The organism is Marinomonas sargassi, assembly GCF_025716875.1.
Lineage (GTDB): Bacteria > Pseudomonadota > Gammaproteobacteria > Pseudomonadales > Marinomonadaceae > Marinomonas > Marinomonas sargassi.
In genome coordinates this window covers 350,006-364,342 of sequence record NZ_JAOVZB010000002.1, presented here as the reverse complement: position 1 = coordinate 364,342, position 14,337 = coordinate 350,006, and the positions used below count along the sequence as shown (strand labels likewise).

12 protein-coding genes are annotated in these 14,337 nt (G+C 40.3%); 6 read left to right on the top strand and 6 right to left on the bottom strand.

Going from position 1 to position 14,337, the window contains the following annotated elements:
* The first annotated feature begins 268 nt into the window (after window positions 1–268).
* Window positions 269–2,242 carry a methyl-accepting chemotaxis protein gene (locus OFY17_RS06145; RefSeq protein WP_263529850.1) on the top strand — a complete coding sequence of 658 codons (1,974 nt, stop codon included), beginning with the start codon at window positions 269–271 and terminating at the stop codon, window positions 2,240–2,242.
* A 65-nt stretch (window positions 2,243–2,307) separates the two neighbouring features.
* On the opposite strand, the gene OFY17_RS06140 is transcribed toward OFY17_RS06145, so the two are convergent.
* Both OFY17_RS06140 and OFY17_RS06135 read right to left on the bottom strand, forming a co-directional pair.
* Window positions 2,308–3,957, bottom strand: coding sequence for an aminotransferase class V-fold PLP-dependent enzyme (locus OFY17_RS06140; protein ID WP_263529849.1), 1,650 nt, complete (start codon window positions 3,955–3,957; stop codon window positions 2,308–2,310).
* Between the two features lie 47 nt (window positions 3,958–4,004).
* Window positions 4,005–4,478 (bottom strand): Lrp/AsnC family transcriptional regulator, encoded by a 474-nt coding sequence (locus OFY17_RS06135; RefSeq protein ID WP_263529848.1) that lies wholly within the window; start codon window positions 4,476–4,478, stop codon window positions 4,005–4,007.
* Window positions 4,479–4,765: 287 nt separating this feature from the next.
* Here OFY17_RS06135 and OFY17_RS06130 point away from each other — a divergent pair, with 287 nt between their 5' ends.
* Together OFY17_RS06130 and OFY17_RS06125 are read left to right on the top strand one after the other, a co-directional pair.
* Window positions 4,766–5,197, top strand: a complete 432-nt coding sequence (locus tag OFY17_RS06130) for a GNAT family N-acetyltransferase (RefSeq protein WP_263529847.1) — start codon at window positions 4,766–4,768, stop codon at window positions 5,195–5,197.
* Between the two features lie 70 nt (window positions 5,198–5,267).
* The gene (locus OFY17_RS06125; RefSeq protein WP_263529846.1) at window positions 5,268–6,245 is read left to right on the top strand and encodes a S66 family peptidase; all 978 of its coding nucleotides are present in this window, start codon (window positions 5,268–5,270) and stop codon (window positions 6,243–6,245) included.
* A gap of 95 nt (window positions 6,246–6,340) precedes the next feature.
* Here OFY17_RS06125 and OFY17_RS06120 read toward each other — a convergent pair whose 3' ends face one another.
* Both OFY17_RS06120 and nspC read right to left on the bottom strand, forming a co-directional pair.
* Window positions 6,341–7,579, bottom strand: a complete 1,239-nt coding sequence (locus OFY17_RS06120; RefSeq protein WP_263529845.1) for a saccharopine dehydrogenase family protein — start codon at window positions 7,577–7,579, stop codon at window positions 6,341–6,343.
* Window positions 7,580–7,630: 51 nt separating this feature from the next.
* Window positions 7,631–8,728, bottom strand: a complete 1,098-nt coding sequence (gene nspC, locus OFY17_RS06115; RefSeq protein ID WP_263529844.1) for a carboxynorspermidine decarboxylase — start codon at window positions 8,726–8,728, stop codon at window positions 7,631–7,633.
* A gap of 248 nt (window positions 8,729–8,976) precedes the next feature.
* Between nspC and OFY17_RS06110 the strand changes: the two genes are divergently transcribed.
* Complete coding sequence (locus OFY17_RS06110) at window positions 8,977–9,576, top strand: uracil-DNA glycosylase family protein (RefSeq protein WP_263529843.1); 600 nt, start codon at window positions 8,977–8,979, stop codon at window positions 9,574–9,576.
* 21 nt (window positions 9,577–9,597) lie between these two features.
* Here the strand turns inward: OFY17_RS06110 and OFY17_RS06105 are convergent, their stop codons facing one another.
* On the bottom strand, window positions 9,598–10,467 hold the full coding sequence (locus OFY17_RS06105) for an SDR family NAD(P)-dependent oxidoreductase (protein ID WP_263529842.1): 870 nt from the start codon (window positions 10,465–10,467) through the stop codon (window positions 9,598–9,600).
* An 84-nt stretch (window positions 10,468–10,551) separates the two neighbouring features.
* Between OFY17_RS06105 and OFY17_RS06100 the strand changes: the two genes are divergently transcribed.
* Window positions 10,552–10,965: a DUF1801 domain-containing protein gene (locus tag OFY17_RS06100; RefSeq protein WP_263529841.1), complete on the top strand. Its 414-nt coding sequence runs from the start codon at window positions 10,552–10,554 to the stop codon at window positions 10,963–10,965.
* Window positions 10,966–11,056: 91 nt separating this feature from the next.
* Here the strand turns inward: OFY17_RS06100 and OFY17_RS06095 are convergent, their stop codons facing one another.
* Complete coding sequence (locus OFY17_RS06095; RefSeq protein ID WP_263529840.1) at window positions 11,057–13,378, bottom strand: bifunctional diguanylate cyclase/phosphodiesterase; 2,322 nt, start codon at window positions 13,376–13,378, stop codon at window positions 11,057–11,059.
* A gap of 364 nt (window positions 13,379–13,742) precedes the next feature.
* Between OFY17_RS06095 and OFY17_RS06090 the strand changes: the two genes are divergently transcribed.
* Window positions 13,743–14,324: an NnrU family protein gene (locus tag OFY17_RS06090; RefSeq protein ID WP_263529839.1), complete on the top strand. Its 582-nt coding sequence runs from the start codon at window positions 13,743–13,745 to the stop codon at window positions 14,322–14,324.
* The last annotated feature ends 13 nt before the right edge of the window (window positions 14,325–14,337 follow it).

The following is a 14,337-nucleotide window of genomic DNA, read 5'->3' as shown; positions in this document are numbered from 1 at the left end:
ATATCATCTAGTATTCATTGTTATTAGCCTATGATGAACTACGAAAATAGTACCAAGGTAAGGCTAAATTTAAACTAATATTAAGATTTTAGATAGAAACACCTTTCATTGGCTCAATCTTTGCTTTTTTGTATAAAAAAGGACTTTTTATACAAATTATATTTAATGGGAAGTACAAAAGGTCTGTAAACAAAAACCATACATATTTACTAAATAAAATCGTATAAAGTTTTATTTTAATGTTGTATCAAAATAAAAGGTTGTATTTATGCAAAAGTATTTGTCGAAGAACCTCTCTAAGATCTCTTTGTTACCAACTCTAATTTTGTTAATACTAATGACTCTTTCTTTAGTCAATTCAGCTCGTGATTATAATAAATCCATGCATACTCATGATAATGCCAGAGTTGTTGCTTTAACGAGTGCTTTGCTTCATGAAATGCAAAAAGAACGTGGTATGACCGCTGGCTTCCTTGGATCTAAAGGGCAGCAGTTTGGCGCTGAAATTAAGAAACAGCGCGCCTTAGTCGATACGAAAAATGCGGATCTACAGAGTTTCGCTTCGACCCATGATTTTCCCCCTGCGACAGTTGAAGAAATAGCGGCGTTCAATAAACATTTGTCCTCATTAAGCGCTGTTCGCTCCCGCGTCGATAGTCTATCTATGCCCTTAGGAGAAGCGCTTTCCTATTACACAAAGGGTAATTATTACTTACTGCATTTTAATAGTGTTTTAGCTCATGATGCCGGCGATATAGAGGCATTACGCGATTTAACAACTTTATATAACCTAGCTTATACGAAAGAACAGTCTGGTATTGAAAGAGCGGTATTAAGTAATGTCTTTGCAAAAGGCGAAATGAGTGACGCTTTATATGGACGATTCTCTGAACTGCTAATTAAACAAAGAACCTATTTCAGTGAAGCCCAAGATTTAGCCGCATATGACTTTGCAAGTGAGCTAGAAGCTTTTGAAAAGAGCCCAGAAAACAGCAAAGTAGAAAGCTTCCGTGACTATGTTTTATCAAATTTGGGCTCTGCAATGGAGCAGAGTGCATCAGAGTGGTTCAAGGCTGCGACTGAGCGTATTAATCTTTTAAAGAATGTAGAAGATACGTTACTGGAAAAAATTACTGTCAATGCTGAATCGGAAATTCGTACTAGCATCGTAACCATGGCTATTACAGTGGTCTTATTCCTCATGTTGCTGTTGTTCGCTTATGTTCTCTACAGGGTTTTACAAAAAAGCCAAGAACAAGCTCGCTTGATTAAGAAAGTGATGTCTAAAGTGGAAGATCAACATGATATTTCGAATACTATTTCGATAGTAAGTAATGATGACTTAGGTAGGGTCGCAGAGTTGTTGAATAAAACGTTTGATAGGTTGCGAAATGACTTTGCAAGTTTCCAACACTATTCGACAACGATTGCAGATGAGAGTAAATCTACTGCTACGATTACACTACAGAGCCAAACAAATTTATCTCAGCAGCAAGAAAATATCGAACGCTCTGTCTCATTGATTGATGCTGTCTCTACTGGCATAAAACAGGCGTCAGATGAGCTTAAAACATCAGCGCGTTACGCACTGGAATCAAAAACTAGTGCAGAGAACGGGGAAGCGGCTGTTGATGAAACCGTCAAAGGAATCAAGCAAACGGCAAGGGATATTTCAGAAGCGAATAATGAAGTGGATAACTTGAATCAAAGTGTAAGCGATATTGTCGGCATGGTAGATGTTATCCACTCAGTTGCAGATCAAACTAATTTATTAGCACTAAATGCGGCTATCGAAGCGGCTAGGGCCGGTGAGCAAGGCCGTGGTTTTGCAGTAGTGGCCGATGAAGTGAGAACCCTTGCAAAACGTACTCAAGATTCGACAGAAGAAATATCAAAAATCATAAACCAGTTAAAAGATAGTGCTGTTAAAGCGTCAGGATTGATTAAAACTGGTAATGATCAAGTGTCGAACTCTGTTGCATTAGCAGAAAATGTTCATCAAGTATTACGTGATATCGTTGCTAATATGGTAGAGCTTGATAATGTCAACCAAGTTGTTAATGCCTCTGCTGATCAGCAATTGGATAGCATCATTAATATAGCTGAAATCTCAACGCAAATTGGTCAACATGCCGGAGAAAATAGCCAAGGGGCAGAAGCCATTTCAGTTTCTGCAACAGAGCTTTCTTCGATTGCCGATAGCATGCTTAAAGATATACAGAGATATAAAGTTAAAAGCTAGAGAGTTGAAGTTATAAAGCTCATTAGGTTATTTAGTTGATCTAATGAGCTTTATAAAATTTTTGTTTAGAGAATATCTCCCACCAACACAAAGTCTTTTATGTCATTAAAAAGCATGTTGAAAGGCTGCTCTTGTTGTACATATTTCCCATCCTTACAGTCTTGAACAACTTTTAATGCCTTATACAGGTAAAGTGTTTTGTTGTCCGCGGGTGGTGGTGTTGAACCTTGAGACCACAGCAGCTCCTCTAGCGCTTTGGTTTTTATCGACTTGCCTTGGAAACGCCATAAATCGGTGGATTGATCGTAAGCATAATAAGGTAAAATTGCTAACGCATATTCAGCGATGAAGTCGATTGCGTCTAGAATGAAATGCGCTTCACTCTCTTCGATAAAGTAGTTTAAGTTGAGTCGAACCCAACCCGGCTTTACTAGCTTTTCACCTTGTTTTAAGGACGATTGAATGCGAGCCGTTTTCTCAGAGTCTAGGGATAGTAATTCATGGCCGTATGGCCCAGCGCAAGAGCAACCACCTCTTACTTGGATGCCAAATAAGTCATTGAGTAGTGCGGTGACAAAGCCGTGATGTAAATAGCCAAATTCTGTTTTAATGCGAAAAGCTGTGATGGATAAACGTGATGCGTCTGCATTTCCCAATCGCTCAACATTGGGTTGATTACTCCAACGTTTTTCAATGATATTAACTAACTTGTGTTCTCTTTCCTCAATGAATTTTGCCCCAACACTTTGCTTTAGTTGGAAGACCAAGCCTGCGCGAATAGAGTCTACAATGCTGGGGGTACCGCCTTCTTCTCGTCGTTCACCTATGGGTAAAAAGGTATGGTCATCGGGAGTCACAAAAGACACGGTGCCACCACCAATATGGCTGGGTTTCTGATTAACAATAATATCTTTGCGAACAACCAAAATACCCGGTGTACCGGGGCCACCAATAAATTTATGGGTTGAAAAGAAGATGGCATCTTTTGCGAAAGCTGCGTTATCTGTTGGTACCATGTCTATATCAACATAAGGTGCGGCAGCCGCAAAATCCCAGAAGGATAGAGCGCCATACTGATGCAATAGTTGAGTAATGGCATTTTGATCACAAAGAATGCCCGTCACATTGGAAGCGGCACTGAAGCTACCGATAAGGCGCTTGCCTTGGTGAGCAACAAGCTGTTTTTCTAAGGACTCTAAACACACACCACCAGATTGGGCTTCAGGAATGCGAACCATGTTTACCCCAAGCTCACGCCAAGGTAGCTCATTAGAGTGGTGCTCGTAGGGGCCAATGATGACACATACTTCGTTTTTTTCAGCTTCACCTAATTCACGTAACCCCAGTTGGCTAATCAGAGTGTTGATGGCTGCTGTAGCACCGCTTCCACAGAATAAGACAAGGTGTTCTTGATTGGCATTGACTGCGTTGCGAATGAACTCCCGAGCTTGTTCTCGAAATGCCGTGGTTTGCTGCCCAGTGGCGTTAGATTCTGTGTGTGTATTGGCATATAAAGGCAATACTTGCTGACGTATGGCATCTTCTATGAAGTCTAGGCTACGACCAGAAGCCGTATAATCCGCATAAGTCAGGGTTCTTTTCCCAAAAGGGGTCGTGATTTGCGTGTCTTTACCTATGACGCCTTGGCGGATACGTGACAGTAACTCATGCTCTACTGTCGATTTGTTAGTGTCTTTTAATTCTGTCACTGACATGAAATAGTTTTCCTTTTGGTTTCATGCCAGCCAATAAAATAGTCTGATTAGCTCTTATCTGCTTTAGGTAAGGGCAATTCTGTCGTCCATTTTATCTGCTCCATGGCGAAGTTAGAGGTAACATCCGTCAGGGAGGTGGCACTGATTAATCGTTTATAAAATTGGTCGAACGCTGGAATATCTTTTACCAACACTCGAAGTAGGTAGTCGTAGTCGCCCGCCATGCGATAAAACTCGACTACCTCGGGAAACTCGGCAACGATTCGAACAAACTCGGCTGACCAGTTGGCATCGTGTTTATTGGTTTTTACCTGCATGAAAACAGATACCCCAAGACCTAACTTATCTGCGTCTAATAGTGCGACTCGCCGCTTTACAAATCCCGCTTTTTCTAGCTTTTGAACACGTCTCCAGCAGGGAGTTTTTGATAGCCCTACTTGCTGTGCCATTGAATCTATAGAAATACTATCATCGGATTGAATTAAGGCAAGTAGTTGCAAATCTGTGTTATCTAAGTTCATTTTGTTCTCTAAATTTTTAATTTTAAGGTATTTTATTCCCATTTTAGTTTTTTATGAATAGGTTGTGAAATTGTATTTCTTAAAAGGGAGGGTATGGGGAATGGCAGTTTTAAAAAACGGCTGAAAAAAGTTGAAAAAATGTCTGTTTTTCTTTGTTTTCTTCAATTTATATTAATTAATGAGATGTTTTTCACCTGTTTTGCTAGTGTTGATAGAAAGCGGTTAGTGGCCCTTAGGTTGTCCGAGGTGAGTGACTTTAGTTGATTTTGACGTTAGGTCGATAAAATATGAAGGTAGAAATTGCAAAAGGCGATGATGGCCTGGCGTTAGCTGAGCTTAGGGTCTTGGCTATGCGTGAAAGTTTGGAGTCGATAGGACGCTTTGACCCGAAAAGAGCAAGGGAGAGATTCTTATCGTCCTTTCAATCTAGCAACACCCATAAAGTGATAGATGGCGAGAAGCTGGTGGCTTTTTATGTGATAGAAAATCATAAAGATCATTTATTCCTCGATCACCTATACGTACATCCGTCTTACCAAGGCAAAAGAGTGGGGTCAGAAATTCTGCTTTCTATTATTGATATGGGTGTTTCGGAGAAGAAAGCAATTCGCCTTGGCGCTTTGAAGGGTAGTCGATCCAATAACTTCTATATGGCCCATGGTTTTGTGAAAACCCATGAAGAAGAATTTGATAACTATTATGAGCTTGCTTTTGAATGAAAGCATAATGATTATATGAGTTTGAATAGGTAAGGGTTATTAGTGAGAGAATTTAATAAAGGAATAGAAAATGCTCATTCCCCAAAAGCTAAAAGCAGGTGACGAAGTAAGAGTAGTGGCTCCTTCACGCAGTCTAGCCATCATCAGTCAAGAAAACAGAGCATTGGCGAATAAAAGATTTACAGAATTGGGTCTAACCTTATCTTTTTCGAAACACTGTGAGGTGATAGATGAGTTTGCATCATCGTCTATTGAAGAAAGAGTTCAAGATTTACATGACGCTTTTTTGGATAAAAATGTGAAGGCGATTTTCACTGTGATCGGTGGCCATAATGTAAACCAGATATTGCAATACCTTGATTACTCAATAGTGAAGAACAATCCTAAAATCTTCTGTGGTTTTTCGGATACCACAGCTTTGTCTAATGCGTTATTCCATAAAACAGGGCTAGTCACTTATTCGGGCCCCTCGTATTCCACTTTAAGTATGCTTAAAGGCTTGGATCATTCCTTAGGCTATCTGAAAAAGGCTTTATTTTCAGGTGAGCGTTACGCTATTGAAAACACTAACGAATGGAGTGACGATGCTTGGTACCTAGATCAAGAGAGTAGAGTCTTCTATCAAGATGAAGGAATTAAAGTACTGAATGAAGGAGCAGTAGAAGGGACTATTATTGGCGGCAACTTATGCACTTTGAATTTGCTTCAAGGAACCGATTTTATGCCATCTCTTGTGGATACTGTTTTATTTCTTGAGGATGATGAACTGACCTTTCCTGAAAACTTTGATCGAGATCTACAATCTCTGATTCATCAAAGAGATTTTGATAAAGTGAAAGGCTTGGTTATCGGTCGGTTTCAGAAGAAATCCCAAATAGCAGAAGCACTTTTAATCAAAATACTGAAAAGTAAAAAAGAATTAGAAGGGCTGCCAATTTTGTATGATGTGAGCTTCGGGCATACGACACCCCACGTTACTTTTCCTATTGGCGGGAAGGTGAGGATAGACACAAGCCAAAATAATAAAATTGTTATTCTTGAACATTGAAAATGATTCGTAGAGTTGAACAAAATAACCCCGTATCAATAGGATTGATACGGGGTTATTTTTAATGGCTTTTCTAAGTTAGCCGCTAAGCGATTTTACAGAGTAAAAGGACGGTCGCCGTCTTCGTCTTTAATGCGTGTTGGTAAGCCCATGTCGTTAAGCAAACCTAGGAAAGGTTTGGGATCTAGCTGCTCAACGTTACGCATTTCGTTTGTATCCCATGTGCCGTTTGCAACGAGAAGTGCTGCAGCAACAGGCGGTACACCAGCTGTGTAAGAAATGCCTTGGCTACCCACCTCGTTGTAAGCATCTTTGTGGTCTGACACATTGTAGATGAAGACTTCTTTTTCTTTACCATCTTTAATGCCTTTTACCACATCGCCGATGCAAGTTTTACCTGTGTATTCAGGAGCAAGGGAAGAAGGGTCAGGAAGAACGGCTTTCACCACTTTTAATGGCACCACTTCTAGACCTTCTGCGGTAGTAACAGGTTGCTCAGACAAAAGCCCTAAGTTATTGAGGATAGTGAAAACGTTAATGTAATGTTCGCCGAAGCCCATCCAGAAACGTACGTTAGGTACGTCTAGGTTTTGCGAAATAGAATGCACTTCATCATGGCCTGTCATGTAAGCTGTTTGCTTACCAACAACGGGTAGGTCGTCAGTACGGCTGATTTCAAACATCTTGTTGGTTTGCCATTGGCTGTCTTGCCAAGAGTAAACGCGACCTGTGAACTCACGGAAGTTGATTTCAGGGTCAAAGTTTGTAGCGAAGTATTTGCCATGGCTACCCGCGTTGATGTCGATAATATCGATGTCGCTTACTGTATCGAAGTAGTCGTTGTAAGCCAAAGCAGCATAAGCGTTTACCACACCTGGATCAAAACCCACACCTAGAATGGCTGTGACGCCTTTGTCTTTACAACGCTCACGACGCTGCCATTCGTAGTTGGCATACCAAGGTGGTTGCTCACAAATTTTCTCTGGCTCTTCATGAATGGCTGTATCTAGGTAAGCTGCGCCTGTTTCGATGCAGGCCTCAAGTACCGACATATTGATAAAAGCCGAACCTACGTTGATAACAATCTCAGACTCAGTGTCTTGTATAAGTTTTACAGTTGCTGCAACGTCTAGGGCGTTTAAAGCGTAGGCTTTGAAGCTGCCTTCAACTTTCATGCTGCCTTTTTCTAATACACTAGCAACGATTTCTTCACATTTATCTACGCTACGAGAGGCGATAGAAAGTTTGCCTAAGGCATCGTTATGTTGAGCACATTTGTGGGCAACAACACGTGCTACACCACCGCCGCCAATAATGAGGACATTTTGTTTCATGTTTTCTGTATCTCCAAAGTTTATAAATCTGGGCTGAGTGTGTGAGCCGAGTTAAGATAAATTGCTTTCAAAATCTTGATAATCAAATTCTCTAACCAATTCGATATTGCCATCCAGTTGACGAATCGCAATGGAGGGCATTTTTACCCCATTAAACCAGTTCTTTTTCACCATGGTGTAACCTGCTGCATCTTGAAAAGACAAACGGTCGCCAACTTGCAGAGGTTTATCAAATTTGAACTCACCAAAGATATCGCCAGCAAGGCAAGATTTTCCGCAGACCATGTATTCATGTTCGCCATCACAAGGTGCCATTTTGGCATTCTCACGATAAATCAATAAATCTAGCATATGTGCTTCGATAGAGCTGTCTACTACTGCAAGGTTTTTACCGTTAAATAAGGTATCGAGCACAGTGACTTCTAAGCTTGTACTTTTGGTGATTGAGGCTTCACCGGGTTCTAAATAGACCTGAATATCGTACTTTTCTGAGAAGGATTTTAAACGCTGGCAGAATTTATCCAGTGGGTAGTCTTCTCCTGTGAAGTGAATACCGCCCCCAAGGCTAACCCACTTAACCTGCTGGATTAAATGACCAAAGCGTTCTTCTATCAGAGTCAGCATCTCATCGAAGCGATCGAAGTCATCATTCTCACAATTGTTGTGGAACATAAAGCCAGAAATACCTTCGATGACAGTGGCAATTTTTTCTGGGTCCCATTCCCCTAAGCGGCTAAAGGGCCTTGCAGGGTCGGCGATTAAGAATTCTGATGTGCTGACCTGAGGATTGACTCTTAGGCCACGAGTTTTGTTTTGGCTTATCTCTTTAAAACGGTTGAATTGCCCAATAGAGTTGAAGATGATTTTATCTGAATGCGCTAGGACTTCTTCTATTTCCTCATCGGCGTAGGCAACACTGTAAGCGTGTGTTTCTCCTTGAAACTTGGTCTTGCCTAGTTTCACTTCGTAGAGAGAAGAGGAGGTGGTGCCATCCATATATTCTTGCATGAGATCAAACACAGACCATGTTGCAAAGCACTTTAGAGCCAACAAGGACTTAGCGCCAGATACTTGGCGAACATAGGCAATCTTCTCTAGATTTTTAAGAAGAGCGGCTTTATCTATCAGATAATAAGGCGTCTTTAACATGGTTGTCTGCTCGAGCTTGAAAAAGGCGTATTCTAGGTAAATTAGGGGGCTATTTCTAGCGAAAATGCTGATAAAAGATAGAAATTTAATATTAAGTTTCTATCTTTTCTTTTCACATGTTGGGATGAAGAATTGCAGTGTAAGTCTCTTATTATGTTTCACTTTATAGGGCACTATGGGGATTATATATCTCTTTCTTTGAAGGGGCGTTATTAGTTGGACTGGCCAGTAAATTAAGATGGGGTTGAATGGTGGAAGAGCAATATATAAAAGTACATGAAGCTTCAGCTCTTTTGGATAAGGTTCATAACTGTTCATTGTGTGCCAACTTACCTTTCGACCCTAAGCCCATTTTACAATTTAACCCCGAAGCAAAAATATTGATTGCTGGGCAAGCCCCCGGCCAGATAACTCACCATAAAGGCATACCTTTTGACGATCCTTCTGGAGACCGATTACGTGACTGGATGGGACTGAGTCGTGAAGAGTTTTACGATGATAAAAAAGTCGCTATTTTGCCTATGGCTTTTTGTTATCCGGGAACAGGTAAAAGTGGTGATCTTGCACCCCCAGCGCAATGTGCGGCTGAGTGGCGGGCCTCCTTGCTTAGTGTATTGCCCAATGTGCGTCTAACATTAGTAATAGGGCAATACGCCATTGCTTGGCACCTTAAAGAAGAAGCCTCCAGTACGTTAACTGAAACAGTTAAACAGTGGCGCACAGGCTGGCCAACTAGGTTAGTTATGCCTCATCCTAGCCCCCGAAATAATCGCTGGCTAAAGAATAACTCTTGGTTTGCACTAGAGGTGTTACCAGAACTTAAAAAGCAGGTTAAGTTATTGTTATAAGGTTTCGCTCTTAATTGGTGGTTATTTTCCCCACTTATTAATGTTGGGTAGGCACCGATATAAGATCCAGTGATAAATGCGTTGGGGAATCAAGGTTCTCATTAATTTAAAGAAAACAGCATCTGGAGTGCCTGCCACCCGTAGAGGAGGATTTTTCGCACGCATAACTTTTAACACTTTAAGGGCCACAGTTTTTGATGTGTAAGGTGTTATCCGCATGATTTTATCAATGAAATTTTCCATATTGACGTAATGCTGGTGGTAAGCAGAATCTTTCTCTTCTGATGATTGCTGACTTAACTCTGTTTTCTTTACTTTTTCAAAGCCCTTGGAGTTAATAAATCCGGGTTGTATGAGTGTGACTTTAATATCCCAAGGCTTTAACTCATACCACAAACTTTCTGTCGCACCTTCAAGGGCATGTTTAGAAGCGCTATACACTGCCATAGTTGGCATAGCCATTTGCCCTCCCATGGAGGAAATATTAATAATCTTGCCTTTTCTTTTTTGCCTCATACTCGGTAGACATAATCGAGTGAGTTCCATGGGGGATCTGAAATTTGTATTCATTTGCATTAGGCGATTTTCTTCGGAGACATCTTCCACAACAGCTCTGAATGCGAAGCCTGCATTATTAATAAGAATGTCGACACCACCGTATTGCTCATTGATTTCACTAATTAGAGCGGCTCTCATCTCAGGACAAGTGATATCGAGAGGTCGTAGGATGATGTCGTTGCTTTCAATAATATCTTCGCTTTGGAAGCGTTTTAATGAATTCGGCCTTGCTGTTAAAACGACACGGTACAGGTTAGTTGCTATAACCTGCCTAGCAATCTCAAGGCCTAAGCCAGATGAAGCACCAGTTATCAAAACAACGTCTTTTTTCATGTATATGCTCACCCTCACAGTGTTTTGTAACATAATAGTCTATATGTAAGACTCAGAATTCCTTTATTTAAAGACTTTTGATTTATGGTGACTGACATGTTCTCAAATTTAGAAGTGGAGCAGGTTTATATGGCTTTTCCCGATAGTATTAGGGATAAGCTATTACAGACCAGAGCATTTATTTTCGAAATCGCAGAGGAAGCAGAGGAAATAGGTCACATTGAAGAAACTCTGAAGTGGGGAGTACCTAGTTATCTAACATCCTCTCCTAAGAGTGGAACAACCTTGAGGCTATCTAAGCTAAAATCAGAAGAGACAAAATATGCTATGTCAGTGCATTGTCAGTCTTCTTTGATAAGTGAGTTTAAAGAAATATATCCAGATCAAATGTATGACGGAAATCGCAGTATTATCTTCGATGTGCGGGACAATCCATCAGAAACTTTGATTAAACATTTTGTCTATGCAGCTCTTACGTACCATTGTCGAAAAAAGTAGGGGACAGTCTTTAATCTTACCCAGCGCCCCATTACTTTTTATTGCTTGATAAGCCTGAAAGATTAAATACCAGTTCTAAGTAGAGCAGAGATCAAAAGGCCTTATCTTGCTTATAATCCAGAAGCTCGGCTAGCGGCATCGGCTTTGCAAAATAAAACCCCTGTAAATAATCGCATTCATAGCTCAACAGCACTTCCATTTGTTTTTGTGTTTCTATGCCTTCAGCGATGACTTTGATATTTAGCTGATGGGCCATGGAGATGATGGTTTCACATAAGGGCGAGTTAGAGGATTCGTTTATCTGTTGAACAAACTTTTTATCTATTTTTAGATAATCAATATCATAATCCATAATGTAGGACAGTGAAGAATAACCTGTTCCAAAGTCATCCAAGGCGACTTGAATGTCCATATCTTTAAAATCTAGCAGAGACTTACGTGTATTTTCGTCTAGATTCATCAGCAGGTTTTCAGTGATCTCAACGACTAGGCCATTGTGTTTTGATTTTCTATCTGTCAGTAAAAGACTAGAAAGCTCGCGGCCATGTTGCTTAGATAATTGTAAGGGGGAAATGTTGACGCTAACTTGCACGTCTCCGAAGACCTTTTGGATTTCTGGTAAAGCTTGCTTTGCTTCTTTTATCACCCAGTTACCTATCTCGATAATTTGACCTGAGCCTTCTGCTAAACCAATAAAATTATCAGGAGAGACAAAGCCTCTCGTAGGGTGATTCCAACGTATTAGTGCTTCAAATTTTACTACTGTTCCTTGATTGTCGATTATAGGCTGGTAAGCCAAATAGAACTCTTTGTTAACAATTGCTTTGCGTAGGTCATGAATAAGCTGAGTTTTTTCTAGTAGTTTATATTTTAAATCCCAATTAAAGAGGCTTGTTACATCTCTTCCTCGGTTTTTGGACAGGTGCATAGCTTGATCGACAGCACTAATCAGCTCTTTGGCCGTTTCTCCATCATTTGGATACATAGCAATGCCCAAGCTTGCAGATATGTAAGCGGTACCTGTGGTAATTTCATAAGGCTTTTTAATTAAGTCACTAATGTCATTAGCCACTTTTTGTAGAGAAGTGGAAGTTACATTGTCTTTTAATAAGAAGATAAACTCGTCACCAGCAAACCTTCCAATATAACTTGCATGGTAAAGCTCTTGGATTAGCCTTAATGCCATTTTTTTGATGACTTCATCGCCTACATCATGGCCATGAAGGTCGTTGATATCTTTGAAATTATCTAAATCGAAAAGTATTAAGCCAAGTTTTGAATGGTGCTTTTTAGCTATTTCAATCTCTGAAACTAAGGTTTCATAAAAGGTATCCCGATTTGGGATATTAGTGAGGGTATCTGTTTTCGCTTGTGAAATGCTGTGTTGTTCTGCTTCACGTTTGAGTGTGGCCATCTGCATGAAGCTCTTTTGCAGATGATCCATTTCAGTCACATAAGTAGGGTTGTAATGGTCTACGTCTTCATTCTTACCTAACCTAAGTGCTAAATCTGAAATAGTGTTTAGCGGTGTAGATATCGATTTGATGAAGAAGGCACGTGATAAAGCAAGGACGACTATGATCATGGCAAAAAATGATAGGATAATATTCCCGTAGCGCTCATTGATAGACTGTAGCGATGAGTCAATTGCCACACCTGTTAAGAAGGTCAGAATGATTTCATTTTGGCTGTTATAGACGTGGTGCTTATTAAATACTCGACTGATACCATCCTTTCCTGCCCATATCTTTTCGAATGCTTGGGGAGGTTCATAGGCAGTACCTTCAGGGAAGCTAGCCACAGCTTGTTGTTTATGGTCTAACACGAAAGCGGTGCTGCCCTCTGGTAGCTGGCTACTCTCTAGTAATTCATCCCACCATTTTAATGAAATGACGGCGACGGCGGCTCCTACAATATCTTTATTATTAAATTTGCTTTGTACCGGGTAGGCAAAGTTAATTGTTGGATGGCCTGTAGCACGATCACTTAGAACGCCGCTTGAAGAAAACTCATTATTAGATAATGCATTGTTAATATAGGTTCGGTCCTTAACGTTAACTGGCTTGTTTAACTCGGTTCCATTGCAGGTCAAGATACCGTCTTTATTGGGGACGCCAATATTGACGTATTGATCAGATAAGGACGTTATTTTAGTTATGAACTCTCGGCATTCTTGTGAGTCGGGGTTTTGTAGCTCTGGTGAAGAGGCTAGAGAGGCTAAGAAAGAATGAGTAGAAGTAATTAAGTTTTGTTGTGTTGAAGCAGCTTGTGATGAAGCTAAATGGGCGGTTTTAAGTAACTCTGCTTTTGCCGAAGATTTATTATATTGGAAGTCGAGAAAGATAAATACACAGCAAGGCATGATCACCATTAATGTTAAAATATACAGCCGCATCTTCAGTGTCTTAAACATTTCTACTCCCTTGTTAAATTTCCTTTCTCACCTAACGCTCTATATCCACTTGGGATACTTTTCTGGAAAACTAAGGTGCTTTTAATTGTTATAGCGGCCTTATCCAGTCCAATAATACTAGCAGGTATGTAACTATTTTCCCGCAAGGAGATGGCGCAGCGGGTGTGTATATTCTCGTTTCTTGATAAGGATATACATACCTTTTTATATTTTTTACAGGTCTTTTAGATATACCTCAATATTTATATCAATAAATTTATATTTTTCCTGCTGCCTTTATATCATTGACTAGGATTGGGTGTGGGGATGTTGGTCTGCTTAAGTTGAGGGTATAGTGTGAGCGTCTAATTGAGGAAGAACTTATATGTTGACGTTAACCGTAGGGTTAGTGATTTTTTTTGCGGTGCATTCGATCAGTTTAGTCGCGCCAGAATGGCGAGATAGAAATATGACGGGGCGTAAAGGCGTACTTCAATGGCATACTCGTATTGGGATGATATCTTTATTGTCTACAGCTTTTATTATTATGGGTTACCAAGAAGCTAGACTAGAACCTATTTGGCTCTGGTTTCCACCGCTTTTTACAAGGCATATCACATCATTACTTATGGTAATTGCTTTGTTTTTTGTGGGGGCGGCTATCATTCCTAAGACCAAGACTAAAAGCAAAGTAGGTTACCCTTTTCTTATTGCTATTAAGCTTTGGGCGGTTGCTCATTTGATAAGTAACGGCAATTTGGCAGATCTTGTTCTATTTGGTGGTTTTTTAGCTTGGTCTGTAACTAGTTATGTTGTGTATCGCCGACGTGATAGGCAGGCTGGTGTGAAGCCAAGTGAATCATCTATTCGGTTTGATCTAATGGCCGTATCTTTTGCGTTAGCTTCTAGCTTTTTCATTATTGCCTATCTTCATAAGGCCCTCATTGGTGTCTCTCCACTCATCTAGATTTGAAGAAAGC